The following is a 24633-nucleotide window of genomic DNA, read 5'->3' on the forward strand; positions in this document are numbered from 1 at the left end:
GACAAGCGATGGGGATGGCGACCGAGCGATGGACGACAAGGCACACCGAATGGAGCGGCTCACGGCGGTGAGGCCGCGACTGGTCTCCTTCGCCCTCATGCATCTGCGGGATCGAAGCCGGGCAGAGGATGCCGTTCAGGAGGCCATGATGTCCGCCATCGAGAAGAACGACAGCTTCGCCGGGCGCTCGGGCTACGAGACCTGGGTCTTCGGCATCCTCAAGTACAAGATCCTCGACGCCATGCGCGCCCAGAAGCGCCATGGGCAGTGGCAGCCGCTGGCGGACGAGAACGACGACGAGGCGATCGACCGCCAGTTCCAGCAGAGCGGCCACTGGCGGCCAGACGCCAGGCCCCAGAGCTGGGGCGAGCCCGAGGCCGCCTTCGAGAGTGAACGCTTCTGGCGCGTCTTCGACGCCTGCATGATCGCCCTGCCCGACAGCGCCGCGCGGATCTTCTCCCTGCGCGAGCTGATGGGGCTCTCCACCGAGGAGATCTGCCGGGAGCTCGAGATCAAGGAGAACAACTGCTGGGTCATGCTGCATCGCGCCCGGCTGAAGCTGCGCGCCTGCATCGAGCAGGGCTGGCTCGTGGGAGACGCCTCATGATGATGATGTGCAAGGAAGCCACCCGCCTGATGTCGCTGCGCCAGGACCGCCCCCTCAGCTTCCAGGAGCGACTCTCGCTGCGGCTGCACCTCGCCATGTGCGGCGCCTGCCGGGAGTGCGACCGGCAGTTCACGCTGCTGCACGAGGCCGGCCGGCGCTTCGGCCCCGAGGAGAGCGACGAACCGCCGGCTTGAGTCAGCGGCCCGCGGCGGCCCCGGCCAGGCCCTCGAGCACGCCGGCGATCTTCTCCAGGGGCAGCTCACAGCCCTCCAGGCCGTGACGCTCGGCCAGGTAGTGGGGCGAGTTCCACTCCAGGCGCACGCCCTCGTCGGTCTCCCTCACCACCATCTTCTGCGGCAGGTCCAGCGCCATGCTGCCCTGGCACTGCATCATGGGCGTGCCCGCCGCCGGGTTGCCGAACACAAAGGTGCGGGTCGGCGGCAGCGCGAGATCCACGTGCTGCGCATTGGCCGCATGGTCGACCACGGTCATCAGGGTCAGTCCCTTCTCCTCGATCGCCGCGCGCAGCCGCTGGTCGACGCGCTCGAACGCATCGTCCGATGCGAGATGCATGATGCCGTGGGTCTCCGCCTGCACGACCGGCGCCGCGGCCAGCAGCAGGCCCAGGGCCGCCCCGATCATTGCCTTCTTCATGATGTCTGTTCCTTCTCGTTGATGGCCCGCACAGCGTGGCCAACCCCCGCGGCCCTGGCAAGTCCATCCGCCGGGGCGACCGATCAGGGCCGCCGACGACGCTGTAAGGATGGCCCGGCCTCCTCGACCGAGCCCGGTCCCTCGATCCCTGGAGTGCCCCATGACGATTCGATCGCCACGCGTTTCCCGCCAGACATGCCCAGGTCGCCGGACGGGCCGCCGGCGGCTCGCCGCGCTCGCTGCCGGACCGCTGCTGGTCGGGGCCGGCCTGGCCTGGGCGGCCGACGACCTGCACTTCTCGCCGGAGGCGATCCACGACTGGCCGACCCGGGCCTTCGCCGGCGAGACCGAGTACCGGGTCGTCGACCTGGCGGGCACCCGGGCGCTTAGGGCCCGCGCCCGCGGGCAGGCCTCGGCCAAGTACCTGGAGCGCGAGATCGACCTCGAGGCGACGCCCTATCTGCACTGGTGCTGGCGCGTCTCGGAGACCCACCCGGGGCTCGACGAGACGCGCCAGGACGGCGACGACTACCCGGCCCGGGTCTACGTGGCCCGCAAGACGGGGCTGCTGCCCTGGCAGGTGGAGTCGGTGAACTACGTCTGGGCCTCGACCCAGCCGGCCGACAGCGCCTGGCCCAACGCCTTCACCGATCGCGCCCAGCTGCTGGCGCTGCGCAGCGGCGACGCGCGAGTCGGCGAGTGGGTGGCGGAGGTGCGCGACGTCGGCGCGGACTACCGGCGCCTGTTCGGCAGCCGCCCGGCCAGCATCGACGGCCTGGCCCTGATGAGTGACGGTGACAACGCCGGCGTCGATGCCACGGCCTGGTTCACCCACCTCGCCTTCTCCGCCTCGCCCACGCCGCCCGACTGCCCCTGAGGCGCTCAGCCGACGGCGACGCGGCGCAGGCCGCCGTCGCCCCCGACCAGGGGGCCGAGGGGGGACGCGTGCGCTTCGCCGGGCATGCAGACAACCTCCCGTCGCCCGTGGCGCAGGGAAACGAGGGTGAGCATGGTGGTACTTCGGTCGGGGTCGGGGCCGGGGCGGCCCGAAAGCGGGAAAGCCGGGGCCGTCACCCGGGGCGACGGCCCGGCCACTCAGGCATCGGGCGAGGATGAGATCACCCCTCGGCCTCTGCTTCCGCTTCTCCCTCCGCTTCACCTTCGGCCTCGCCTTCCGCTTCTCCCTCCGCTTCACCCTCGGCCTCGGCATGCGCCTCGGCCAGCATCAGGGGCGCCTCCTGGCCGCTGGTGTAGCCGCCGAGGGCCCCCGGGGTCTCGGCGGGCTCGGCGGCCACGGCCTGGAAGGCCGCGCCGCTCGCCACCAGCAGCAGGGCCGGTGCCGTGTCGCCGAGCTGTCGGCCGAGCCGGCCCAGCAGGTGGCGACGTTTCTCATCGTGCGGTGTCATGGTCATGACCTCCTCGATTGGCAGTGTCGGACCGCGGCGTCGACGCTTCCTCGCGCTCGACGTCCGCGTTCGCAACGCACGCGCGACACGCCGGGCGTGTCGCCATGCCACGGGCCGGCCGGCGGGCCGACCCCGTCATCAGCGTCGCCGCGGCGGCGCCGGATGCTCGGGCCCCGCTACTCCCCCGCCGCCGCGGCGCGGTCGACGGGGGCATCGGTCGCCATGCTCTCGGCCAGCCAGGCGGCCAGCGCCGTGCTCGACGGCGCCTCGCTTCCCGCCTCCGCGTCGATCGCGACGGCGCCGAGGGACAGGGTGGCGAGCCAGTCGCCCAGGGCCGTGACGCCCTGGGCCGTCAGTCGCCCCTCACCGGTCAGGCAGTGGGGCAGCAGCGCCCCCAGCGCCTCCAGCATGGCGACCGGGGCCAGAGGCGTCTCGACGTGGGCGCCCGCCGCCAGCAGCACGCCGCGCAGGGTCACGCCCGCCGGGCAGGCCGGCGCCGAGCCAGGCTCTTTCATGGGCGCGTCCAGCGGCTCGGCCCGCGCCGGGTCCGCGAGGTCCAGGCGCACGCCGCGGGTCAGTCGGCCGCCGCCTTCCTCGCACAGCCTCGCGATCAGGGTGCGGCGCGGCGCGCCCTCGGGGAGCAGGCAGAGCACGCCGGTGCCGTCGGGCCCGACCAGCACGGGCGCATCGATCACCGGCCGGTCGGCGCTCGCGACCCGGCGCAGCAGGTGGGCGATCAGCACGGGGACCAACCGGGCCAGGGTCAGCCGTCCGGCGACCAGTCGATCGCCCTCGGCCAGGGCGTAGCCCGCCGCCTCGCGCAGCACCCGCAGCCGCGGTCGCCCGCTCACCTCGCCCTCGACCGGCACCAGTCGCGGCCCGAAGGCGGCCGCAAGCCTCACGAGGGCCGGGCCGCTCGCCGCCTCCAGCCCCCACTCCTGCCCCGCCAGGCGCAGCGTGAAGGCGCGAGGGACGCGGGGCGTGTCGGCCTCGGCGGCCGGCGCGGTCGCCTCCGCGGCCTCCCGCTCGCCCGCCTGGCGGAGCAGGCCGAGGCGGCACCAGTCGTGCAGGGTGGCCCAGACCTCCCGACGCAGGGACTCACGGTCGGCCGTACGCTCGTCGCCCGCCGCCTGGGCGGCGCCCGCCAGCGACTCGACGATGGCCTCGAGGTCGAGCCCCTCGGTCGCCAGCAGCCAGATCAGCGCCGCCGTGTCGTTGGGCCGGTAGAGATCGCCGCGGCGGGTGTCGTAGAGGGCGAGGCACTCCCCGTCGACGATCTCCGCCACGTGGCGCCGGGCCAGACGCGGGGCCGGCAGCGGTTGCCCCGCGAGTCCCGCGGCCAGCCGCCAGTCGGCCAGGCTCGGCAGCGAGAAACAGGGCAGGTAGCGCGCCGGATCGGCGGCCGGCAGCAGCCGCCGGAAGCCCCCGGCGCGCGCCCGCTCCGCCTCGGCCTCGGCGAGGAGCGCCGCGGTCTCGTCCCGGCCCGCCTGCTGGCTCGCCGTCTCGGGGGGCGCCTGGCCGGGGAGGTCGAGCAGCGTCACCAGGTCCCGGACCAGGCCGCCCTTGACGGCCTCCTCGACCCGTCCGCCCGTGTCCGGGGCGGCGCAGATGCCGAGCGACGGGCTCAGGTTGCACTCGAGGATCCAGGGCGTGAGGGTGTCGTCCACCAGGCAGTCGAGGCCCAGCAGCTCGTAGCAGCCGCGCGGGTCGGCGCCGGCCTCGGCGGTGCGGGCACGCATGGCGTCCACGGCGGAGATCGCGGTGAGCGCCACCAGGTCCTCGATGCGCGCGAAGAGCGTCGCGTCGTCGTGCCCCTGGTCGCTCAACCAGGCCCGGTAGCGATCGAGGTCGATGAACTCCACCGGCACCTCGGCGTCGGTGTTCAGGGCGTTGATGTCCGGATTGGTCAGCTGGCTGAAGGGGTTGTCGGCATCGTCGGGGTCCCAGGGCTCCGAGGCCAGCTTGGCGAAGCCCTGGCGGTAGAGATAGACGCGCAGCGGATCGAGGGAAGCGATCAGCACATAGAGGCGCAGCACGTACTTGTGGCCACGGATGGTGTGGGGGTTGGCCAGGTACGCCTGCACCAGCCAGTCCCGGGCCAGGGGCGCCTCGGCGACGTCGGTGAGCACGCGCACGCCCTTGCCCTTGGAGGCATTGGTGGGCTTCAGGATCCAGCGCTGCTCGGGGTGATCCTGGGCGGCCTGCTGCAGCGCGTGGTAGTCATCGGGCATCACGTAGGCGCGGGGAAAGAATGCCAGCCGCCGGGCCAGGGCATGGTCGGGCCCGTGGCTCTCCCTGAGGCGCTCGCGCAGGGCGGCCAGGCTCTCGTGCAGGCGACTCTTGACGGTGAGCGCCGCATTGCCCGGGAAGTGGTTCATCCGGCGCGTCGGCGAGACCCGGCGAAACTGCCCGGCCTGGGGCATGCCGGTGATCCAGGCGGCGTCCCAGTCATCCTCGTCACCGGCCCGCCAGCCCAGGGGCTCCAGGGCCTCCCGGAAGAAGCGATCCTGTTCCTCGGCCCGCTGGCCGCCCAGCCAGAAACGTCTCGGCGAATGCTGCTGCGTCATGCGCGGGTTCTCCTGTGCGGCCCTGGGGGGATGCCGTGGTGATGGTCACCGGTCGTTCGGTCGCCGGGGCTCGGTGCTCCTTACAGCGATAGCAAGTGTCGAGCGATCTGTCGCGTCTCGAGACGCTCGACCCATCGGCAAGCAGGGCACGAGCTCGCGATGGGCAACGGCCAAGGCCGCCGCCTGTCGGACACGATGACGCCCTGGCCGGTCGTCCCGGCCAGGGCGTCATCGTGCGGGGCATCTCGGGGCGACGCTCGCCGGCTCAGCCCAGCCGCTCGGCCAGGGCGTCGAGATCGGGCACGGTGAGGTCGGGGTCGATGCCCCAGGGATCGAAGGGCGCATCCGGGCTGCGCCGCACCCAGGCGGCGTGCAGGCCGGCGTGGCGCGCGCCGATCACGTCGAAGGCGTTGCTGGAGATCAGCCAGGTGTCGCCGGGCTCGCTCTCCAGGCGATAGCGCAGATGGGCGTAGACCGCCGGGTCGGGCTTGAAGCGCTTGACCTCATCGGCGCTAACCACGTCGTCGAAGTGCTGGCGCAGGCCGGACTGTTCGAGCAGCCCCTCGACCGCCTCGCGTCCGCCGTTGGAGAAGGCCACGCAGCTCATCCCCGCCGCGACGAGGCGCGCAAGCGCCGCCGAGGCCTCCGGGAAGGCCGGCAGGCGCGCATAGACGCCCATCAGGTGCTCCTTGTCGGTCTCCGAGAAGCGCGTCTGCAGGGCGCGATCGGTGAACTCCAGCGCCTCGCGGGTGCAGCGGGCGAAGTCGACGTAGGCCCCCATCAGGCCGCGGCGGAAGCTGTACTCGAGCTGCTTGTCGCGCCAGCGCCGCGAGAACTCGGGCGCCAGGTCCGAGCGCTCCTGTCCGGCGAGGCGAAGGGCGAGTTCGTCGACCACGCCGTGGGTATCGATCAGGGTCCCGTAGACGTCGAAGGCGAGTATCGTGGCCATCTCCATGCTCCTTCCATCGGTTAAGGTCTCAAGCGTGCGCCAGGCGGGCCGCCGCGACAAGTCGTCGGGCCGGTCTCAGCCGGCCGCGAGCCGCGACAGGGCGAAGCCCGCGATGGCGGTGTCCTGCACGCCGGTGCCGGTGAGGTCGCACACCGTGATCGTCGCCTCGGAAAGCCGCAGGCGCTGGCCCTCGGCGATCACCCGGCCCAGCTCATGGACCTTGAAGGGCGCCTCGCCGCCGGCGAAGGCCTTGAGCTCGCCGTTGACCTCGCTCTGGGCCCGGGTGTCGCAGACGAAGGCGTCGGCGCGGGTCAGTACCGAGGCGTCGAGCTCGCGCTTCTCGGGGCTGTCCGCGCCCATGGCGGTGACGTGCACCCCTTCCGGGAGGTTCCGGGCGTGAACGAGCGGCGTGCTCGACGGGGTGGCGGTGACGACGATGTCGGCCGTCGCGCAGGCGCTCGCCACCGCGTCGTGCACGGTCACCGCGAGCCCCGCGGCGCGCAGCCGTTCGGAGCAGGCCTCGGCGCCCTCGCGGCGGCGCGCCCAGAGATCCACGGTGTCGATGTCGCGCACCAGCCGCAGCGCGAGGACCTGCTGCTCGGCCTGCTCCCCCGCGCCGAGCACCGCGACCCGGCGGCTGTCCGGGCGCGACAGGTGCTTCGCCGCGATGGCGCCGGCCAGCGCCGTGCGCACCCGGGTAAGGTAGCCCTCGTCGAAGAGCACCGCCTCCACCTGGCCGGTACGGGCCGAGAACACCATCATCAGGCCGTTGAGGCTCGCCAGGCCCAGCCGCGGATTGTCGAAGAAGCCGGGGCTGACCTTGATGGCGAAGCGTTCGGCGCCGCGGATATGGGCGGTCTTGACGTCGACCTCGCCGTTGGCCTCCTCGATGGCCATGGAGAGGATCGGCGGCTGCACCACCTCGCCGCGACCCAGCGCCGCGAAGCCCGCCTCCACGGCGGCGAGGGCCGCGTGGTCGAGGCCGACGGCGGCCTCGATGGCCTCGCGCTGATAGAGCTGCATGGAAAAACCTCCAGACACAAGTCAGGGAGTGGCAAGTAGAAAGTAACAAGTGGAAAGGCATGCGTGGCCAAGCGGCCAAGCGGCCAAGCCCAGGCTCATGTAGCCAAGCCCAGGCTCATGTGGCCAGTGACAGATCGCAAGAGGCGCGTTCTACTCGCTGCCCACTCCTTGGCGGCTCGGCGCTTGCCACTTGGGGCTGTCCGCAGGGCATTCAGCGTCCCGCCAGGGCCCGGGCGCGGTCAAGGGTGGCAAGCGACACCGCGTTGCCGGAGAGGATCAGCGCCACGCGCTGGCCGCGCACGTCGAGGCCGTGCTCGCTCAGCGCCGCGAGCCCCACCGCGGCGGCGCCCTCCACCAGCACCTTCTCGTGCTCGAGGAGCGTCACCATGGCCTCGGCGATGGCGCGCTCCGAGACCTGGCAGTGGTCGTCCATCACCTCGCGCACCAGCGCCAGGGTGCAGCGGTTGTCCGCCCCGATGCCGCCGCCCAGCGAATCGCCCAGGCTCTCGACCTCCTCGACCGCCACCGGGCGGCCCGCCTGGAGGCTTTCCCACATCGCCGCGCCCCGGGAGAGACTCACCCCGGTGACCCGGCAGGCGGGGCGGATCGCCTTCACCGCGGCGCCGATACCGCCCAGCAGGCCGCCCCCGGAGAGCCCGACGATGACGCGGTCGAGATCCGGGGCGTCCTCCATCAGCTCCAGGCCGATGGTGCCCTGCCCCGCCGCGACCAGGGGATCATCGAAGGGCGGGATCAGCGTCATGCCGCGTTCGCGCACCTGCCGGTCGACCTCCTCGAAGGCCTCGTCCTGGCTGGCCCCGACGCGCCTCACCTCGGCGCCCAGCGCCTCGATGGCGGCGACCTTGTCGGGCGGCACCAGGTGCGACAGGCAGATCGCCGCTGGCACGCCCTGGCGCGCGGCGGCGTGGGCCACCGCCCGGCCGTGGTTGCCGGTGGAGGCGGTCACCACCCCGACCGCCAGGGCCTCGCGGCCGTGGCGTTCGATCAGCGCGGCGATCATGTTCGTGGCCCCGCGCAGCTTGAAGGCCCCGGTGGGCTGCAGGGTCTCGAGCTTGAGCAGGATCTCGGCATCGAAACGCGCCGAGAGCGCCGCCGAGCGCACCAGCGGCGTGCGCACCGTCTCGCCGGCGAGGCGGCGGCGCGCCTGGTAGAGATGCGCCAGGGTGACCCCGTGGTGATGCATCCGGTTCTCCCACAACGGCGTCGCCGCGGGCGAGCCCGCGGCGACGAGGAAAGATGGCGCCGGCCCCGGGCGGGACCGGCGCCGGACGGGCCGTCAGGCGCCGGTGACGGCCAGGCCCTTGACGGCGCCCTCGCGGACCAGCTCGTCGAGCACCGCATCCACGGCGCGACGGGCCCGGGCGACGATCTCGTCGACCTCCTCGCGACTGGTGGTCAGCGGCGGCGCGAAGCCCAGGATGTCGCCCTGGGGCATGGCGCGGGCGATCAGGTTCTCCTCGAGCGCCGCGGCGGCGATGCGCGGGCCGACCTTGAGCGCCGGGTCGAAGTCCTGGCGGCGGGCAGGGTCGGCGGCGAACTGCAGCGCCGCCAGCATGCCCACGCCGCGCACGTTGCCGACGATGGGGTGGTCGCCGAAGGCGGCCTGCATCTGCTGCTGCAGGTAGGCGCCGGTCTCGGCGGCGTTCTGGGTCAGCCCCTCGCGCTCGATGATCTCGAGGTTGGCCAGGCCCGCGGCGCAGCCCAGGGCGTGGCCGGAGTAGGTCCAGCCGTGGCCGATCGGGCCGTACTCGCCGGTGCCGGCTTCCAGCACCTTCCAGACGCGATCGCCGACGATCACCCCGGAGAGCGGCTGGTAGGCGCTGGTCAGGCCCTTGGCCACGGTGATCAGGTCGGGCTTGATGCCGTAGAAGTGGCTGCCGAAGTCGGTGCCGATGCGCCCGAAGCCGCAGACGACCTCATCGGCGATCAGCAGCACGTCGTACTTGGCCAGCACCGCCTGGATCTCGGTCCAGTAGCCCTCCGGCGGCGGCACGATGCCGCCGGTGCCGAGCACCGGCTCGCCGATGAAGGCGGCCACGGTGTCCGGCCCCTCGGCGAGGATCATCTCCTCGAGCTTGGTGGCGCAGTGCCTGGAGAACTCGCGCTCGCTCATGCCCTCGAGCTGTGCGGCGCGCTGGTAGTAGAACGGCGCCTCGGTGTGACGGATGGTGTCGATGGGCAGGTCGAAGTGGTCGTGGAACGCCTTGAGGCCGGTCAGCGAGCCGGAGGCGATGCCGGAGCCGTGGTAGCCGCGCATCCGCGAGATCACCTTCTTCTTCTGCGGCAGCCCGCGCACGTTGTTGTAGTAGCGCACGATCTTGAGCTGGGTCTCGTTGGCATCAGAGCCGGACATGCCGTAGTAGACCTTGGACATGCCGGGGCCGGCGAGCTCGAGGACCTTCTCGGAGAGCGCGATCTGCGGCTCGTTGGAGTGCCCCACGTAGGTGTGGTAGTAGGAAAGCTCGAGGGCCTGGCGATAGATCGCCTCGGCCACCTCGGTGCGGCCATAGCCGATATTGACGCAGTACAGGCCGGCGAAGCCGTCGATGAACTCGCGGCCATCCTTGTCGACGATGTGGATGCCCTTGCCGCCGCTGATCACCCGGCCCGGCGCGTCGCCATGGGCGAAGTCGCGCAGGTGGGTGGAGGCGTGGAAGGTCACCTTGCGGTCGCGCTCGATCAGGTCCCGGTGCTGCTGGCTCATCGTGTTCTCTCTTTGATCATCGAAGGCTCCCCGCCGCGGCGGGGAGGGTGGTGATAACGATCTGGCATGGCTCGGCGCCCTTGCCGTGGCGCCCGGGCCTGCGGCTCAGCTCCCGGAGACGGAACCCAGGGCGCCGAGACAGTAGTATTTCGTTTCCAGGTACTCGTCGATGCCGGTGACGCCGCCCTCGCGGCCGAGGCCGGAGTGCTTGACGCCGCCGAAGGGCACCGGGGGGCCGGTCATCTTCACCGAGTTCACCGCCACCATGCCGAACTCCAGGGCCCGCAGGACCTTCCAGATGCGGCGGATGTCGTGGGTGTAGAGGTAGGCCGCGAGGCCATACTCGGTGTCGTTGGCCATCTCGATGACCTGGTCGTCGTCGGCGTAGGCGGTGATCCCGGCCACCGGCGCGAAGCTCTCCTCGTGCCAGATCTTCATGTTGGCGGTCACGCCGGTCAGCAGCACCGGCATGAAGAAGTTCTCGCCCGGCGCCTGGCTCTGGTCGCCGGCCATCAGGGTCGCGCCCTTGGAGATGGCGTCGTCGACGATGGCCGCGGCCTTCTCCACCGCCTGGCGATGGATCAGCGGGCCCAGGTCGACCTCGCTCTCCAGGCCGTTCCCCACGGTCAGGGCCGCCATGCGCTCGGCGAAGTGCGCGACGAAGTCGTCGTGGATCGACTCGTGCACCAGGATGCGGTCCGCGGCGAGGCAGTCCTGGCCGGCGGTCTGGAACTTGGCCGCCACCGCGGCGAAGGCCGCCTCCCGGGGATCCATGTCCGGCCCGACGATGAAGGGCGCATTGCCGCCGAGTTCCAGCGAGACCCGCTTCACGGTGTTCGCGCTCTGCTCCAGCAGCAGCCGGCCGACCCGGGTGGAGCCGGTGAAGGAGAGCGCCTTGACGCGCTCCTCGGCGCACAGGATCCGCGACACCTCGGGCGGATCGCCCAGCACCACGTTGAACACCCCGGCCGGGATGCCGGCCCGCTCGGCGAGCTCCGCCAGGGCCAGCGCCGAGTACGGGGTCTCGCCGGCGGGCTTGACGATCACCGTGCAGCCGGCGGCCATGGCGGCGGCGGCCTTGCGGGTGATCATCGCCAGCGGGAAGTTCCAGGGCGTGATCAGCGCGGCGATGCCCACCGGCTCCTTGAGGGTGCCGAGCGCCGCGTTGGGGATGTGGCTCGGGATGGTCTCGCCGAAGGTGCGCTTGCCCTCCTCGGCGAACCAGCGCACGAAGCTGGCCCCGTACTCCACCTCGCCCCGGGCGTCGGGCAGCGGCTTGCCCTGCTCGAGGGTCATGATCAGGGCGAGGTCCTCGCGGTTCGCCTGCAGCAGGTCGTACCAGGCGAGCAGCCGCTCGCAGCGCTCGTCGGCGCGCAGCGCGCGCCAGTGCACGAAGGCCGCCTCGGCGGCATCCACCGCCGCGGTGATCTGGTGCGACTCCAGCCAGGGGATGTGACCGAGGGTCTCGCCGGTGGCCGGGTCGACGACGGCCTCCTCGCGGTTGCCGTCGCCGTGGGTCCACTTGCCATCCACGTAGGCGTACTGACGGAACAGCCGCGGATCGCTGAGCTTGCTGGACAGAGTCATGCGCTACCTCCCCTGACGCGCCGGCGCGTGTCGGCGCCGGCGATGTTTCGGCGCGGCTCTGGGCGCCGAACGAACGAAGAAACGGTCGAGCCGTCTGTCGCGGGGTCGCGGGACGGCTCGATGGGTACAGGATAAGGGCGATGGCGGGACGAGACTTTTCGTTCACCGACGAAAACGACGCAGGATTTTTTGTCCTGCGCCGCTACGCCGCGGTTTTTTCTGTTGGCGCTTTTTCCCCTGGCCTCGGAAGTCAGCCCAGGGGCGGGTTATTGAGGGCCTCCTCGCTGAACACCAGCAGGCCGAGCTCCGGTCGATAGCCGTGGATCTCGGTCACATCCAGGGCCTGCAGGAAGTGCAGGATCTCCTCGCTGACCACCTGCCCGGGCACCAGCACCGGGAAGCCGGGCGGATAGGGGATCACGAAGCTCGCCGAGACGACGTCGCGGCCGTCGCGCATGCGGGCCTGCAGCTCGCCGTTGTCGAAGCGCAGGTACTCGGTGTTCTCCTCGTCGTAGCTCAGGAAGTAGGCCCGGCGGATGTCGCCCTCCGGCGTGCCGTCCTCGGCCTGGGGGCGGAAGGCGTCGTGGAAGCGGCTGAAGTCGGGCAGCGGCGGCAGCTCCTGGGTCAGCGAGTGGATGCGGTTCTCGATGATCTTGCGCTCGGGGCGACTGCTCTCCTCCCAGCGATACTCAAACTCCTTGGCCAGCTTGATCAGCACGTCGAGCAGGTAGGCGATGGCACCCCGGGAGGTGCCGATATTGGTCATGAACAGCACGGTGTTGCGCGAGGTCTTGTTGATCTGGATGCCGTACTTGTTCATCAGGTATTCATTCTTGAAGGTATCGCCGTCGATGCCGGTGGCGCCGATGGCGATGGTGATGCGACTGGGGTCGACGACGAACTCATCGTTGGCCCAGGCCTCCTCCATCTTGTTCCAGCCGGTGACCGGGTCGTAGAAGGTATCGACGCCGGACTCGCGGTACTCCAGCGGCACCATGTCGCGGTTGATCAGCACCCGGAAGTACTTCTGCAGCAGCGGGTGGGTATAGAGCTGCTCGCGCAGCGACAGCGCGGCCTCGACCTGGGCGTGCACCAGCTCGAAGCCCTCCATCTCGGCCTGCATGCGCCCCACGTCCAGCGAGGCGATGATCTGGTAGTTCGGCGAGGTCGAGGTATGGGTCATGTAGGCCTCGTGGAACGGCGCCTCGACCTTCTGGCGATAGTCCTGATCCCAGATGTGGATCATCGAGCCCTGGCGCAGCGAGGTCAGGGTCTTGTGGGTGGAGTGGGTGGCATAGGCGCGGATGCGCGCGGTGTCGGGGTCGGGCATCAGGCGCCGATCGAGCCAGGTGGCGTCGTCGTCGGGATCGAGGGCGTCGAACTCGGCCTTCCAGGCCGCGTACTCCTCGCGGTAGGCGGCGCTGCGGTAGCGGTCGCGCAGGGTGCGGGCGGCATGCATGGCGGTGCGCGGCCGGTAGGTGGGGTTGAAGCCGGCGAAGGCGAACCACGCCTCGTCCCACAGGAAGACCAGGTCGGGCTTGATCGCCAGGCACTCCTCCATGACCCGCCGCACGTTGTAGACCACGCCGTCGAAGGTGCAGTTGGTGAGCAGCAGCATCTTGACCTTGTCGAGCTGGCCCGAGCGCTTGTAGCCGAGCAGCGTCTTCTTGATCTCGCGCAGCGGCACGGCGCCGTACATCGAGTAGTCGTTGAGCGGGTAGGAGTCCAGGTAGCTGACGTGGGCGCCGGCCAGCACCATGCCGTAGTGGTGCGACTTGTGGCAGTCGCGATCGATCAGCACGATGTCCCGGGGCTTGACCAGCGCCTGCACCACGATCTTGTTGGCGGTGGAGGTGCCGTTGGTGACGAAGAAGGTCTGGCGCGCGCCGAAGGCCCGGGCGGCATACTCCTGGGCCTTCTTGATCGGCCCGTAGGGCTGCAGCAGGGAGTCGAGCCCGCCGGAGGTGGCCGAGGTCTCGGCGAGGAAGATGTTGATGCCGTAGAAGTCGATCATCTGCCCCGCCCAGTGGGAGCGGGTGACCGACTTGCCCCGGGAGATGGGCATGGCGTGGAAGACCCCGGTGGGCTTCTTGCTGTACTCGCGCAGGGCGTCGAAGAAGGGCGTGCGGTAGCGCTTGTCGATCGCCCGCAGGATGGTGTGGTGCTGCTCGATGTAGTCCGTCTCGCGATAGAAGATGCGGTTGAAGTGACGGATGTCGCGGCTGGCCGTGGCCTCCACGTCGCCGCTGGTGACCAGGAACTGGTCGATCTCGGGACGCAGCTCGTGGATCATCGAGCTGAGCAGGATGCTGCGCTCGGCCTCCGACTGCTGCTCCAGGGACTGCTCGGAGAGCCCCTCCAGGTAGCTGCGCAGGGCGCTCAGGTTGTACTTCGACTTGTAGGGAAACTCGTAGCGGATCAGGCAGGCCTGGATATTGGGATTGACCAGTACGGCGATCAGCGCATCCTCGAAGCTTCTCACCGTGACCACGTCGTAGACGAAGCGGTCCTCCGGGCGGCGCATGCTGTGGAAGGCCTCGCGGACCACCTCCTCCTCCGGCGCCGAGAGGTTGTCGACGATCAAGAGCTCGAAGTAGGGCTGGGCCGAGCTGTTGGAGGCGGGGTGACCATGGCGCAGCTGCGCCAGGGCGTCGAGGGTCTCGAGGTCCTCGGCATCGGCGTCGGACTCGGAGAGGTCGACGTGGCGGCGCCGGTAGGACTCGCTGATCAGCGCCCGCACCAGGCGCTTGACCACCTTTTCCAGGAGGCCGTACTCCTCGCGGTCGAACAGCGCCCAGAGGTGGCGGAAATCCTCCTTGGAGGGGAAGGCGTGGTAGTCCTCGATGATCTCGAGCCGCGTCAGCTTGACGTCGATCGCCTTGACCAGGTTCCGGGCCCGGCTGCCGTCCTCCAGGCCGACCAGCTGGCCGAGATCGCGCTTCAGCGCATTCCAGGTGTCGGCACGCAGCTGGGAGATCTTGTGGTAGAAGCCCAATGCCGTGTAGGGCGTCTCGGTTTGCGTCATCTCTTGCATGGCAACACCCATCCATGTTCGTTGTTGTTGAAGAGGCGCGGTGGTTCCGGGATCAGCCGGAGTGCAGACCTCTCACCCCATAGCGCACGGTGATCCGCTCCTCGGGGAAGTGATCGAAGCCCAGGTCGAGGGTCAGGCCGGGCCAGTGGAACTGCGCGCGCCCCGCCGCCGGTCGGTAGACCGCGGTATAGACCGTGCCCAGGCCGCGGCGGTAGTCGTGGCGGAACAGCGGCGGCGACGCGAAGGCGGCGATCAGCCGCTCCTCGGTGGTGGCCTCGTCGTCCACCAGGATCGACAGCTGGCGCTCGCGGATCAGCGTCTCCGAGGCCAGCGCATGGGCGTACCACTCGATCTTCTTCTGGTGGTTGGTCGCCACCGGCACCCGGCGGATGCTGGCGCGACGGTCCGGGCCGATCATCGCCGTGACGTAGCGACCGGCGGAATCGGCGACGGTGATGTTGTAGGCCATGTGGGTGGGGATCCTCGCCAGCACCTCGGCGGCCTCGGGCACGCTGTCGCAGAACTCCAGCAGGTAGCGCAGGATGATCGGCGCGCCGAACCCCTGCCCCACCGACTTGCGCCCGCCGAAGGCCAGCGACACGGCGAGCCCCGCGTCGTTCATGCCGTCGAGCACCCCCCACAGGCAGTCCGTCATGGCGATCACCCGCCGCGCGTTCCAGTGGGTGTAGAGGATGGTCCCCTCGCACAGCTCCGGCGGGTAATCGTAGTTGCGCGCCAGCACCGTCGAATCGGGGCTCGCCAGCACCGCCTGGGAGCAGCCGGTGATGTAGGGCGGCGGCTGGTAGAGGCTCAGGAAGCGCGCGGCGAGATCCCCGCCGCCGGCCAGATCGCAGAGCGCCCGATAGGTATCGAGCAGCTCCGGCATGTGCCGGCGCAGGGCGTTGTAGCAGGCGAGATACCCCGGCCGCTCGCGCTCCCCCTCGCTCAGGTACCACTGCTCATAGGCCGGCCAGTGGTGGGCGAACAGCGCCTGCCAGCGCGGCCCCGCCGTCGCCTCGTGCACGGTGCGAAAATCGAGCATCTTGTCCATCTCGCCCGGCGGCACCTCCCGCGACGAAGGGGAAACGTTCACGCTGTTCACAGGATCTTGAAGTTGCCGCCGCCGACGGCGTGGCTGACGGCCACCTCCTCGACCACCGGGTCCTGGAGCGACTGGCCCGCGTACTGGCCGCGGATACCGTCGATCCATGCCTTGGCGCGCGCGTTGAGCTGGAAGTCATCATCCATCAGGCGCCCGCGGGTGATCAGGATGCCGAGGTCGGCGCCCTCGTAGCGGAAGTCGCCCGCCCCGCTGATGCGCAGGAAGAAGCCCTCGCTCTCGTCCTCGGCGGCGTGGGGGTGGTAGTTGTAATGGTGGTAACCGATGCTGCCGTCGGCGGCCATCTTCCAGACCCCGGTGCGCGGCGCCTGGGTCAGCAGGTCGACGCTCTCGTCGGTGTGCTTGATGACCAGCTGGCTCCAGCTGTCGACGCTCTCCGGATGCGCCCAGCGCTCGTTGATCTCGTTGATGTCGAGATCGAAGTCGACGTCGGAGAACTCCAGCAGGTGAAACAGGAACAGCGGGATGTCGGAGTGGGCGAAGGCCGCCACGTTGGTCAGCGAGCTGGCCCCGGTGACCCGCGGGTTGAGCTCGCCGAGATAGACCTCACCGTTGTCCATGTCGATCAGGAAGTCGAGCTCGAAGTAGCCGCGATAGCCCTCCTCGCGCAGCGCCTCACCGAACTGGAAGGTGTACTCCCGCGCCTTGTCGCGGATCGACTGGTCGAAGGCCCCGGCGAACATCTCGTTGCCGCACCAGCCGCCCTTGTAGGGGGTCAGCGTCTTGAACCCGACCAGCTCGGTCATCAGCGGGCCGACCACGGTGCCGCAGCGGGTGGCGCAGGCCTCGATGGCCGAGCCGCGACAGTTGATGCGCTTCATGATCTTGACCTCGGCCTCGGCCTCGATCTCCTCGGCGTGCTTGTAGTAGTCGTCCTCGCTGGAAATGAAGAAGGTGGTGTGACCGGAGTCGCCGAAGGCGGTCTGCACCACGAGGTCGTCGCCGAGCTCCCGGCTCACCTCGCAGAGTTCCTGGTAGCTGCCCACCTTGGCCAGCACGTTGGGCACGCTGGGCACGCCGGCCTTGTTGCCGATGCGCACCGTCTCGATCTTGTTGTCCATCCGCGAGCGCAGTGCCGCCGGCGGGAAGGCCACCTGGAGGCCGAGCTGCTGGCAGACCTCCTCGGTGTGCTCGTCGAACATCAGGAAGGCGGCCACGCCGGCGTTCTCGCCCTGGGCACGGGACTGGATGAAGTCGATGACCTCCTTGTGCTCGAGGAGGTAGTTGTTGATGTCCTCGATGCTCTCGAAGTCGCGGGGGAACTTCTCCTTGGGCACGAAGACGTTGCGCTGCTGGCCCTCGAAGCAGTCGATGTAGTTGATGTGGCGGAAGTTGCCGACCCAGTCCCCGATCCCCAGCAGGTTGAAGTTGGTGGCCGAGATGAAATAGATCGGCTCCTTGTTATTCAGGAAGTGGCGGCGGACGTCGGCAATGGTTGTTATCTGGCTCATCGTGGTCGCTCCATCGGTTACGGGGGAGGCGCCAGGCGCCTGGTGCGCGGCAGGAGCCGCCGGGGAGTTGCCCAACAGGCGGCGCAGCCATCGAAGCAGTGGGTCCAGCATGGTCTCTCCTCGTCACTGCCCCGCCCGCAGGCGAGAGATCAATAGTCCTCGACGTTGGCGCGGACCGGCTTGGCCAGCGGCCCCAGGGTGTCGAGGAAGGGGGTGGAGCCGGTCTCGCTGCGGTAGAGCGAGAAGTCCACCTTGCGATCGCGGAAACTCTTCAGCGGCTGTCCCAGGCCTCGCAGCCCCGCCTCGCGCTCACGGCGCACCCGCGTCATGTCGACCTCGATCGGCATGATCTCCTCGCCGATGCCGGCCTGGTGTATCACGTCGCCGGAGGGGCCCACCACGATCGAGCGACCGTTGCCGAGGGCGCCGGCGCCGTTGATGTCGAAGAAGTAGCACTGGTTGACCGCCGCATTGGTGCGCGCCATCGACAGCTCGATATCGCGGTCGATGGTGTCGGTCATGGTCGGGTGCAGGATCACCTCGGCGCCCATGGCGGCCAGGGTGCGGGTGGTCTCGGGGAACCACATGTCGTAGCAGATCGAGACCCCGAAGCGACCGACGTTGGGCACGTCGAAGACCACGAACTCGGTGCCGCTCTCGACCCCGACCTCATAGGGCCGGAAGGGGAACAGCTTGCGGAAGCGGTTGACCACCTGGCCATGGGGGTTGATGACCGACAGGGTGTTGTAGATGCCGTCCTCGGCCTGCTCGAACATGGAGCCGGGAATCAGCCAGATGCGGTGCTGCTCGGCGATCTGGCAGAACATCGCCTCGGCATCGCTGGGCAGCGGCGTGGCATGATGCGTCGAGGCGCCCATCGGCATCAGCTCGCTGAACAGCACCATCTGTACCTGGGGGAAGCGGCTCATCAGCACGTCGATGCGATGGCGCATGGCGTCGGTGTTGTCACCGTGGTGCAGGGCGTGCATCTGCACCCCGGCAATCGTGAAGTAGGACATAGGAGCTCTCTGCGTCAGGCGATCTTGAACACTTCCGGGGCACTATCGCACACGAACCGGCACCAGCGGATGCATGCCGGCAGGATCGCCCGGCCGGGTGGGCACACGCCCACCCTCTAGACCAGCTTATGACACATGTTCCGACCTCACATCAACGCTGACATCGCGCTCGACGTGAATTCGTTCAGGCGAGATCGTCGGGACAGAACCCCGGGGCGGGACGCTTCACCGTCTTGGTGACGATGTAGGTGAAGTAGCGCTCGATGCCGGCCTCGCCGCTCAGCCAGGCATCCATGCGGCGCTGGTAGGCATCGATGGAATCGGCCTCGAACTTGATCAGGTAGTCGACGCCGCCGCCGACGGCCACGCACTCGGTGACCTCGGGGGTGGCGTGGACCAGGGCCTCGAAGCGGGCGAAGCTCTCGGCGTTGTGCGCCTTGAGCTCGATCTGCACCCACACCGGGGTGCGCTTGACCAGGGCGTCGGGGTTGAGGCGCGCCGCGTAGCCCTCGATGATGCCGGCCTTCTCGAGCCGCCGCACCCGCTCCCAGCAGGGGCTGACCGAGAGGTTGATCGCCTCGGCCAGCCGCGACTTGGTGATGCGCCCGTCGCGGGAGAGGATCTCGAGGATCTTCAGGTCGTAGCGATCGAGCTTCATGCCAGCGACTCGACCACCTCGGCGATCACCGCGATGGTATCGCCCATGTTGACCTGCGCCGGGAAACGCCGCGCCATCAGCAGCCCGTCGCGCTCGGCGCGATACTCTACCGGCGGTGTGCCGCTGCGCGTCATGTCGTAGACCCGGGCGATCACCTGCCCCTTCTCCACCGGCTCGCCCAGCGCCAGGGTCAGCTCCAGGAGGCCGGAGTGCTCGCTCTGCACGTAGCAGCTGGCATCGGGCATGTCGAGGTAGACCTGGGGCTCGGCCGGCATCTCCACCCGGCCCTCGATCAGCCCGTAGTGGATCAGGACGTTGCGCACGCCGCGCTCGGTGATGGCCAGGCTCTCCGGCGTCGAGGTGCCGCCGCCGCCGAGCTCGGTGGCGACGAAGATCTTGCCCTGGCGCTCCACGGCGGTATCGAACAGCGCCTCGGCGTCGAGCTCGAACATCATCATGGCGTAGGGCGCGCCGAAGGCCTTGGCGCCCTCCAGCGCCCGGCGCTGCTGGTCGGCATTCTCCAGCACGTGGGAGGCGCCGAAGGGGATGATGTCCAGGGTGCGCCCGCCGGAGTGCAGATCAAGCACCACGTCGCTCATCGGCACCATGACCCGGGTGAAGTAGTCGGCGATCTTCTCGGTCACGCTGCCGTCCGGGTCGCCGGGGAAGCTGCGGTTGAGGTTGCCGCCGTCGAGCCCGGAGGTGCGCTTGCCGGCCGTCACCGCCGGGGTGTTCATCATCGGCACGATGATCACCCGGCCGCTGACGTCGGCCGCCTCGAGGGAGCTTGAGAGCTTCATCAGCGCGGTGATGCCCTCGTACTCGTCACCATGGTTGCCGCCGGTCAGCAGCGCCGTGGGGCCCTCGCCGTTCTTGACCACGGTGATCGGGATCATCACCGCTCCCCAGGCCGACTCGTCGTTGGAGATCGGCAGCTTCAGGAAGCCGTGCTGCACGCCGTCGGCGTCGAAGTCGACGGTGGCGGAAATCGGGCTGGGACGCTTGGTCATTATCTGAGACTCCTTGCTCTCTCGCGGCAGGCGACACCACTGCCGCTGCGCCGCTCGGGGCTGATCCGGCAGCAAGCCTGCGAGGAGGCGCTGTAAACCCATCCCTGGGCGCTTCCGACGCCATCCCTGGCGTAGGACCTCCTCTTCGGCTTGCTCCCGGCGCCCCTCGCTAATCGTTAGGGGTTGCTCGGCTCGTACTCACTCAGCGTACGAATAACTGGCGCGGGAAGTCGGCCAGAGTCTCGCAGCCGGTCTCGGTGATCAGGATGCTCTCGGTGATCTCCAGGCCCCAGTCGTCCTCCCACAGGCCCGGCATGAAGTGGAAGGTCATGCCCGGCTGCAGGATGGTCTCGTCCGAGGGGCGCAGGCTCATGGTGCGCTCGCCCCAGTCCGGCGGGTAGCTGATGCCGATGGGGTAGCCACAGCGGGCGCCGCCGCGGTCGAAGCCGTACTTGTCCATGGCCGAGCCCAGCGCCATGGCGATGTCCGCGGTGCGATTGCCCGGCTTGGCCACCGCCAGGCCGTTCTCGATGCCTTCGAGCAGCGCCGACTCGGCGCGCACGAACTCCTGGGGCGGCCTGCCCAGGAAGACGGTCCGCGACATCGGGGCGTGGTAGCGCTTGAAGACGCCGGCGATCTCGAAGAAGGTCCCCTCGCCCTCGCGGAACGGGGTGTCGTCCCAGGTCAGGTGCGGGGCGGCGGCGTCGGAGCCGGTGGGCAGCATCGGCACGATGGCGGGATAGTCGCCGCCATAGATCCTGCCCTGGTCGTCGCGCCAGCCCTCGATGGCCACCCGGTAGATCTCCGAGACCAGCTGGCTCTTGGGCAGGCCCGGCTCGATCACCTCGAGGATGCGGGTATGCATGCCCTCGACGATCTTCGCCGCCACCCGCATGTACTCGATCTCCTGGGGGGACTTGATCGCCCGGCACCAGTTGACCAGCGAGTTGGCGTCCATGAAGCGGGCGTGGGGCAGCTCGCGCAGCAGGCTCTGGTAGGCCTTGGCCGAGAAGTAGTAGTTGTCCATCTCCATGCCGACCACGCCCTCGTGCCAGCCGCGGTCGGGCAGGATGGTCTGGGCGAGGTAGTCCATGGGGTGCATGTCCGGATTCTGGACATAGTGATCCGGGTAGTAGGTGATGTTGTCCGGGTCGATCCAGCAGGTGCGCAGGGCCCCGTTGGCATCCATTCGCCGGCCGTACCACACCGGCTCCCCCTCCAGGCCGACCAGCACGCACTGGTGGACATAGAAGGACCAGCCGTCATAGCCGGTCAACCAGGCCATGTTGGAGGGATCGCTGACGATCAGCACGTCGATACCGCGGCTGGCCATCTCGGCGCGCACCTTCCACAGGCGGGTCGCGTATTCTTCACGAGTGAAGGGCAGGGAAACCTGAATCATGAAGCCACTCGCCATCGCATCATCAACAAATCGGCCCTCTCTGCGTCGAGAAGGCCGGGCCGGGTGCCGCATCACTGCCGAGGGACCCCGGTCATGGGCCGGGGGCGCGTCGCACAGTCGATCACTTATCTAAGGGCAGGTTACTGCCAACCCACGGTAGGCGGTCAAGCATTTATTGGCGGGCGCCGACGCCGCGCCACGAGCGCCCCGCGGCCAGGGGGATGCCGCCCGCGTCCTCCGGTTCGAGCGGGGCTTTACTTCGCGTCGACGAAATCGGGAAGATGGCGCGAACGCCCATACGTGACCCGGAGGTTCCCATGCGAGTGCTGGTCCATATCGACGACGCCGAGCAGTGGCGCCAGGCCCTGGCCGACCGGCTGCCCGAGGCCGAGGTGATCACCAGTGCGGCGCCGGCCGAGCAGCGACGCGGCGCGGACTACCTCGCCGTCTGGAAGCCCTCCGCCGAGCTGCTGCGCGAGCCGGTGGCGCTCAAGGGCATCGTCAACCTCGGCGCCGGGGTCGATGCGCTGCTCAACAACCCCGCCCTGCCCCGGGAGGTGCCCATCGTCAAGCTGCGCGATGCCGGCATGTCCGAGCTGATCGGCGACTACGTGCGCTACGGCCTGCTGCACTTCCAGCGCGACTTCGACCGTTATCGCCGCCAGCAGGCGCACCACCAGTGGCGGGAGCACGCGGTGATCGACAAGGCCGACTGGCCGGTGGGCGTGCTGGGGCTGGGCGCCATCGGCGCCAGGGTGGCGGCCATGGTGGCCGCCGACGGCTTTCCGGTGCATGGCTGGAGCCGCTCGCCCAAGACGCTGCCCGGCATCCACTGCCACCACGGCGACGAAGGGCTCGCGGCCCTGCTCGAGCGGGTCAGGAGCCTGGTGCTGCTGCTTCCCGACACCCCGGCGACGCGACACATCATCGATGCCGAGGCCCTGGCGCGCCTCCCCGAGGGGGCGAGCCTGATCAACCCGGGCCGCGGCACCCTGATCGACGAGGCGGCGCTGCTCGATGCCCTGGGGGAAGACAGCGCCGCGGCGGAGGGCGAGGGCCGGCTGCGCGGCGCGCTGCTCGACGCCTTCCCCGAGGAGCCGCTGCCCGAGGCGAGCCCGCTCTGGTCCCACCCGCGGGTCATGATCACCCCCCACATGGCCGGGCCCACGCCCCTCGGCGAGGCCCTCGACCAGGTGGCCGAGGCGCTGCGCGCCCTGGAGGCCGGCGCCCCCATCGACACCGTCGATCCCGGGGCCGGCTACTGAGCGACGGATCGGGGCGGCGCGCCCCTACAACTCCGGCGACGCAGCCCCTACCCTGAGGAGGAACACCCGACGACCTCCCGGGAGGTGCGTGATGAGCCTGATCGAGCCCTACGGGCCCCGCGACGCGCTGCTCGTCGTGGACCTGCAGAACGACTTCTGCGAGGGCGGCGCCCTGGCGGTGAACGGCGGCGCGGCGCTGGTGCCGGGCATCAATGCCGAGATCGCGGCGGCCCGGAAGGCGGAGGCGCTGGTCGTCGCCTCCCGGGACTGGCACCCCGTCGATCATGTGAGCTTCGCGCATCGCGGCGGCCCCTGGCCGGTGCACTGCGTCCAGGACACCGACGGGGCGGCCTTCCACCCCGACCTCGCGCTGCCCGCCGACGCGGTGCGGGTCAGCAAGGCCACGGCCTTCGATGCCGACGCCTACTCCGCCTTCGACGGCACGGGCCTCGCCGGCTACCTGCGCGACAAGGGCATCGAGCGGGTGATCGTCTGCGGCCTGGCGCTGGACGTCTGCGTCCGGGCCACGGCCCTGGATGCCCGCCGTGAGGGCTTCGCGGTGCGCCTGCTCGAGGCCCTCTGCGCCGCGGTCGACCCCGCCGCCGAACAGGAGGTGCGCCAGGCGCTGATCGAGGCCGGCGTCGAGGTGCGCCCATGAACGAGCCGACGCCGCTGACGGTCGAGGAGGACGAGCTTGCCCTGCTCACCGACCTCTACCAGCTGACCATGACCCAGGCCTACTGGCAGGAGGCCATGGAGGGCGTGGCCACCTTCAGCCTCTTCTTCCGCCGGCTGCCGCCGGAGCGGCGCTTCATGCTCGCCTGCGGGCAGCAGCACGCCGCCGCGCGGCTCGCCCGGCTGCGCTTCGGCGATACCGCCCTTTCGCGCCTGGCCGATACCGGGCTGTTCGCGGCCGGCTTTCTCGACTGGCTGGCCAACTGGCGCTTCGAGGGGGACATCTGGACCCTGCCCGAGGGCACGCCGGTGTTCGCCAATGAGCCGCTGCTGGAGGTGGAGGCCCCCATCGCCCAGGCCCAGCTCCTCGAGAGCCTGGCGATGAACCTGGTGCAGCTGGAGACGGTGCTGGCCTCCAAGGCAGTGCGCGTGGTGATGGCGGCGCGGGGCCGGCCGGTGGTGGACTTCGGCCTGCGCCGCATGCACGGCATCGACGCCGCGGTGCGCGGGGTCCGCGCCTACCGCACCGCCGGGCTCGCCGGCACCAGCAACGTGCTCGGCGGCCTGCGCCACGGCCTGGCGCTCAACGGCACCATGGCCCACAGCTACGTGCTGGCCCACGACAGCGAGCGGGAGGCCTTTCGCGCCTTCGCCCGCCACTACCCCGGCACCACCCTGCTGGTCGACACCCACGACACCCTGGAAGGGGTGCAGAAGGTGATCGCGCTGCTCGGCGAGGAGCCGGCCCTCGCGGTGAAGGCCATCCGGCTCGACTCCGGCGACCTGGGTGAGCTCGCCCGGGGCGCGCGACGGCTGCTCGATGCCGCCGGCCATGACGAGGTGCAGATCGTCGCCAGCAGTGGCCTCGATGAGGCCCAGATCGACACCTTGCTCGAGGAGGGCGCGCCCATCGACGCCTTCGGCGTGGGCACCCGGATGGGGGTCTCCGCGGACGCCCCGGTGATCGACCTCTCCTACAAGCTGGTCGCCTACGCCGGCGAGCCGCGCGTCAAGCACTCGCCGGGCAAGATCAACCTGCCCTGCCCCAAGCAGGTCTATCGCCGCCGGGACGACCGGGGCCGCTACCTCGGCGACGTCATCGCCCTGCGCGACGAGCCGGTCGCGGCCGGCGAGCCGCTGCTGCGCCCGCTGGTCAAGGCCGGCCGGCTGGTCGAGGCCGAGATGGCCCGCGCCGAGGCGGCCCGGGAGCGGGTCGCCGACGCCCTGCCCCGCTTCCCCGCCGACGTCAGGCGCCTCGCGGCGGGCGCGAGCGACTACCCGGTCACCCTGAGCCCGGGGCTCGAGCGCTGGCAGTCGCGCGCCTGAAGACGGCCGGATGACGACGCTCCCCAGGCGTCTGCTTCACGGGCCCATGCCGGGCACCGATGCATCGAGCAGGCGCACAGCACCCACGCAAGGACCCAGGGCACGGTGCTAGGCACCCTGCCCTGGGTCGTGAGTATTGCTCTTGATGGCCGCAC

At 70.0% G+C, this 24633-nt stretch carries 21 protein-coding genes; 6 read left to right on the forward strand and 15 right to left on the reverse strand.

All coding sequences use genetic code 11. The features are described from left to right. Positions 1–49 precede the first annotated feature (49 nt). Positions 50–607: a sigma-70 family RNA polymerase sigma factor gene (locus FIU83_RS13905; protein ID WP_301538581.1), complete on the forward strand. Its 558-nt coding sequence runs from the start codon at positions 50–52 to the stop codon at positions 605–607. After that, complete coding sequence (locus FIU83_RS13910) at positions 604–801, forward strand: zf-HC2 domain-containing protein (RefSeq protein WP_253939482.1); 198 nt, start codon at positions 604–606, stop codon at positions 799–801. The genes FIU83_RS13905 and FIU83_RS13910 overlap by 4 nt, the downstream gene beginning before the upstream one ends. A gap of 1 nt (position 802) precedes the next feature. Here the strand turns inward: FIU83_RS13910 and FIU83_RS13915 are convergent, their stop codons facing one another. Further along, positions 803–1261, reverse strand: a complete 459-nt coding sequence (locus tag FIU83_RS13915) for a DUF302 domain-containing protein (RefSeq protein ID WP_253939483.1) — start codon at positions 1259–1261, stop codon at positions 803–805. A gap of 160 nt (positions 1262–1421) precedes the next feature. Here FIU83_RS13915 and FIU83_RS13920 point away from each other — a divergent pair, with 160 nt between their 5' ends. After that, positions 1422–2138 (forward strand): DUF3047 domain-containing protein, encoded by a 717-nt coding sequence (locus FIU83_RS13920; RefSeq protein ID WP_152484593.1) that lies wholly within the window; start codon positions 1422–1424, stop codon positions 2136–2138. A 241-nt stretch (positions 2139–2379) separates the two neighbouring features. Here FIU83_RS13920 and FIU83_RS13925 read toward each other — a convergent pair whose 3' ends face one another. From FIU83_RS13925 to doeA, 14 genes are all read right to left on the reverse strand, one after another. Then, on the reverse strand, positions 2380–2667 hold the full coding sequence (locus FIU83_RS13925) for a hypothetical protein (protein WP_152484594.1): 288 nt from the start codon (positions 2665–2667) through the stop codon (positions 2380–2382). 176 nt (positions 2668–2843) lie between these two features. Continuing rightward, positions 2844–5234 carry a PqqD family peptide modification chaperone gene (locus tag FIU83_RS13930; RefSeq protein WP_152484595.1) on the reverse strand — a complete coding sequence of 797 codons (2391 nt, stop codon included), beginning with the start codon at positions 5232–5234 and terminating at the stop codon, positions 2844–2846. 265 nt (positions 5235–5499) lie between these two features. Continuing rightward, positions 5500–6183, reverse strand: coding sequence for a haloacid dehalogenase type II (locus FIU83_RS13935; protein WP_152484596.1), 684 nt, complete (start codon positions 6181–6183; stop codon positions 5500–5502). A 75-nt stretch (positions 6184–6258) separates the two neighbouring features. Next, positions 6259–7206 carry a cyclodeaminase gene (locus FIU83_RS13940; RefSeq protein ID WP_152484597.1) on the reverse strand — a complete coding sequence of 316 codons (948 nt, stop codon included), beginning with the start codon at positions 7204–7206 and terminating at the stop codon, positions 6259–6261. Between the two features lie 211 nt (positions 7207–7417). After that, on the reverse strand, positions 7418–8410 hold the full coding sequence (gene eutB / locus FIU83_RS13945; RefSeq protein ID WP_152484598.1) for a hydroxyectoine utilization dehydratase EutB: 993 nt from the start codon (positions 8408–8410) through the stop codon (positions 7418–7420). A 93-nt stretch (positions 8411–8503) separates the two neighbouring features. Next, positions 8504–9931, reverse strand: coding sequence for an aspartate aminotransferase family protein (locus FIU83_RS13950; RefSeq protein ID WP_152484599.1), 1428 nt, complete (start codon positions 9929–9931; stop codon positions 8504–8506). A 105-nt stretch (positions 9932–10036) separates the two neighbouring features. Further along, complete coding sequence (locus tag FIU83_RS13955; RefSeq protein WP_152484600.1) at positions 10037–11518, reverse strand: NAD-dependent succinate-semialdehyde dehydrogenase; 1482 nt, start codon at positions 11516–11518, stop codon at positions 10037–10039. 250 nt (positions 11519–11768) lie between these two features. Next, positions 11769–14552, reverse strand: a complete 2784-nt coding sequence (locus FIU83_RS13960) for an aminotransferase class I/II-fold pyridoxal phosphate-dependent enzyme (protein ID WP_152484601.1) — start codon at positions 14550–14552, stop codon at positions 11769–11771. A gap of 52 nt (positions 14553–14604) precedes the next feature. After that, the gene (locus FIU83_RS13965; RefSeq protein ID WP_253939484.1) at positions 14605–15645 is read right to left on the reverse strand and encodes a C45 family autoproteolytic acyltransferase/hydolase; all 1041 of its coding nucleotides are present in this window, start codon (positions 15643–15645) and stop codon (positions 14605–14607) included. Between the two features lie 5 nt (positions 15646–15650). After that, positions 15651–17123 (reverse strand): biotin carboxylase, encoded by a 1473-nt coding sequence (locus FIU83_RS13970; RefSeq protein ID WP_152484602.1) that lies wholly within the window; start codon positions 17121–17123, stop codon positions 15651–15653. Between the two features lie 149 nt (positions 17124–17272). Then, positions 17273–18142, reverse strand: coding sequence for a carbon-nitrogen hydrolase family protein (locus FIU83_RS13975; protein WP_152484603.1), 870 nt, complete (start codon positions 18140–18142; stop codon positions 17273–17275). A gap of 184 nt (positions 18143–18326) precedes the next feature. Beyond that, entirely contained in the window at positions 18327–18800 is a 474-nt protein-coding gene (locus FIU83_RS13980) for an Lrp/AsnC family transcriptional regulator (protein WP_152484604.1), read from the reverse strand. After that, on the reverse strand, positions 18797–19810 hold the full coding sequence (doeB, locus tag FIU83_RS13985) for a N(2)-acetyl-L-2,4-diaminobutanoate deacetylase DoeB (protein WP_152484605.1): 1014 nt from the start codon (positions 19808–19810) through the stop codon (positions 18797–18799). Before doeB ends, FIU83_RS13980 begins: the two co-directional genes overlap by 4 nt. Before the next feature lie 202 nt (positions 19811–20012). Continuing rightward, complete coding sequence (gene doeA / locus FIU83_RS13990) at positions 20013–21212, reverse strand: ectoine hydrolase DoeA (RefSeq protein WP_152484606.1); 1200 nt, start codon at positions 21210–21212, stop codon at positions 20013–20015. A gap of 317 nt (positions 21213–21529) precedes the next feature. Between doeA and FIU83_RS13995 the strand changes: the two genes are divergently transcribed. The 3 genes from FIU83_RS13995 to FIU83_RS14005 all read left to right on the forward strand — a co-directional run bounded on the left by FIU83_RS13995 (position 21530) and on the right by FIU83_RS14005 (position 24478). Further along, on the forward strand, positions 21530–22477 hold the full coding sequence (locus tag FIU83_RS13995; RefSeq protein ID WP_152484607.1) for a glyoxylate/hydroxypyruvate reductase A: 948 nt from the start codon (positions 21530–21532) through the stop codon (positions 22475–22477). Between the two features lie 91 nt (positions 22478–22568). Further along, positions 22569–23135 (forward strand): nicotinamidase, encoded by a 567-nt coding sequence (locus FIU83_RS14000; RefSeq protein ID WP_152484608.1) that lies wholly within the window; start codon positions 22569–22571, stop codon positions 23133–23135. Next, positions 23132–24478, forward strand: a complete 1347-nt coding sequence (locus tag FIU83_RS14005; protein WP_152484609.1) for a nicotinate phosphoribosyltransferase — start codon at positions 23132–23134, stop codon at positions 24476–24478. The genes FIU83_RS14000 and FIU83_RS14005 overlap by 4 nt, the downstream gene beginning before the upstream one ends. Positions 24479–24633: the final 155 nt, after the last annotated feature.

The organism is Halomonas sp. THAF5a (genome assembly GCF_009363755.1).
GTDB lineage: Bacteria > Pseudomonadota > Gammaproteobacteria > Pseudomonadales > Halomonadaceae > Halomonas.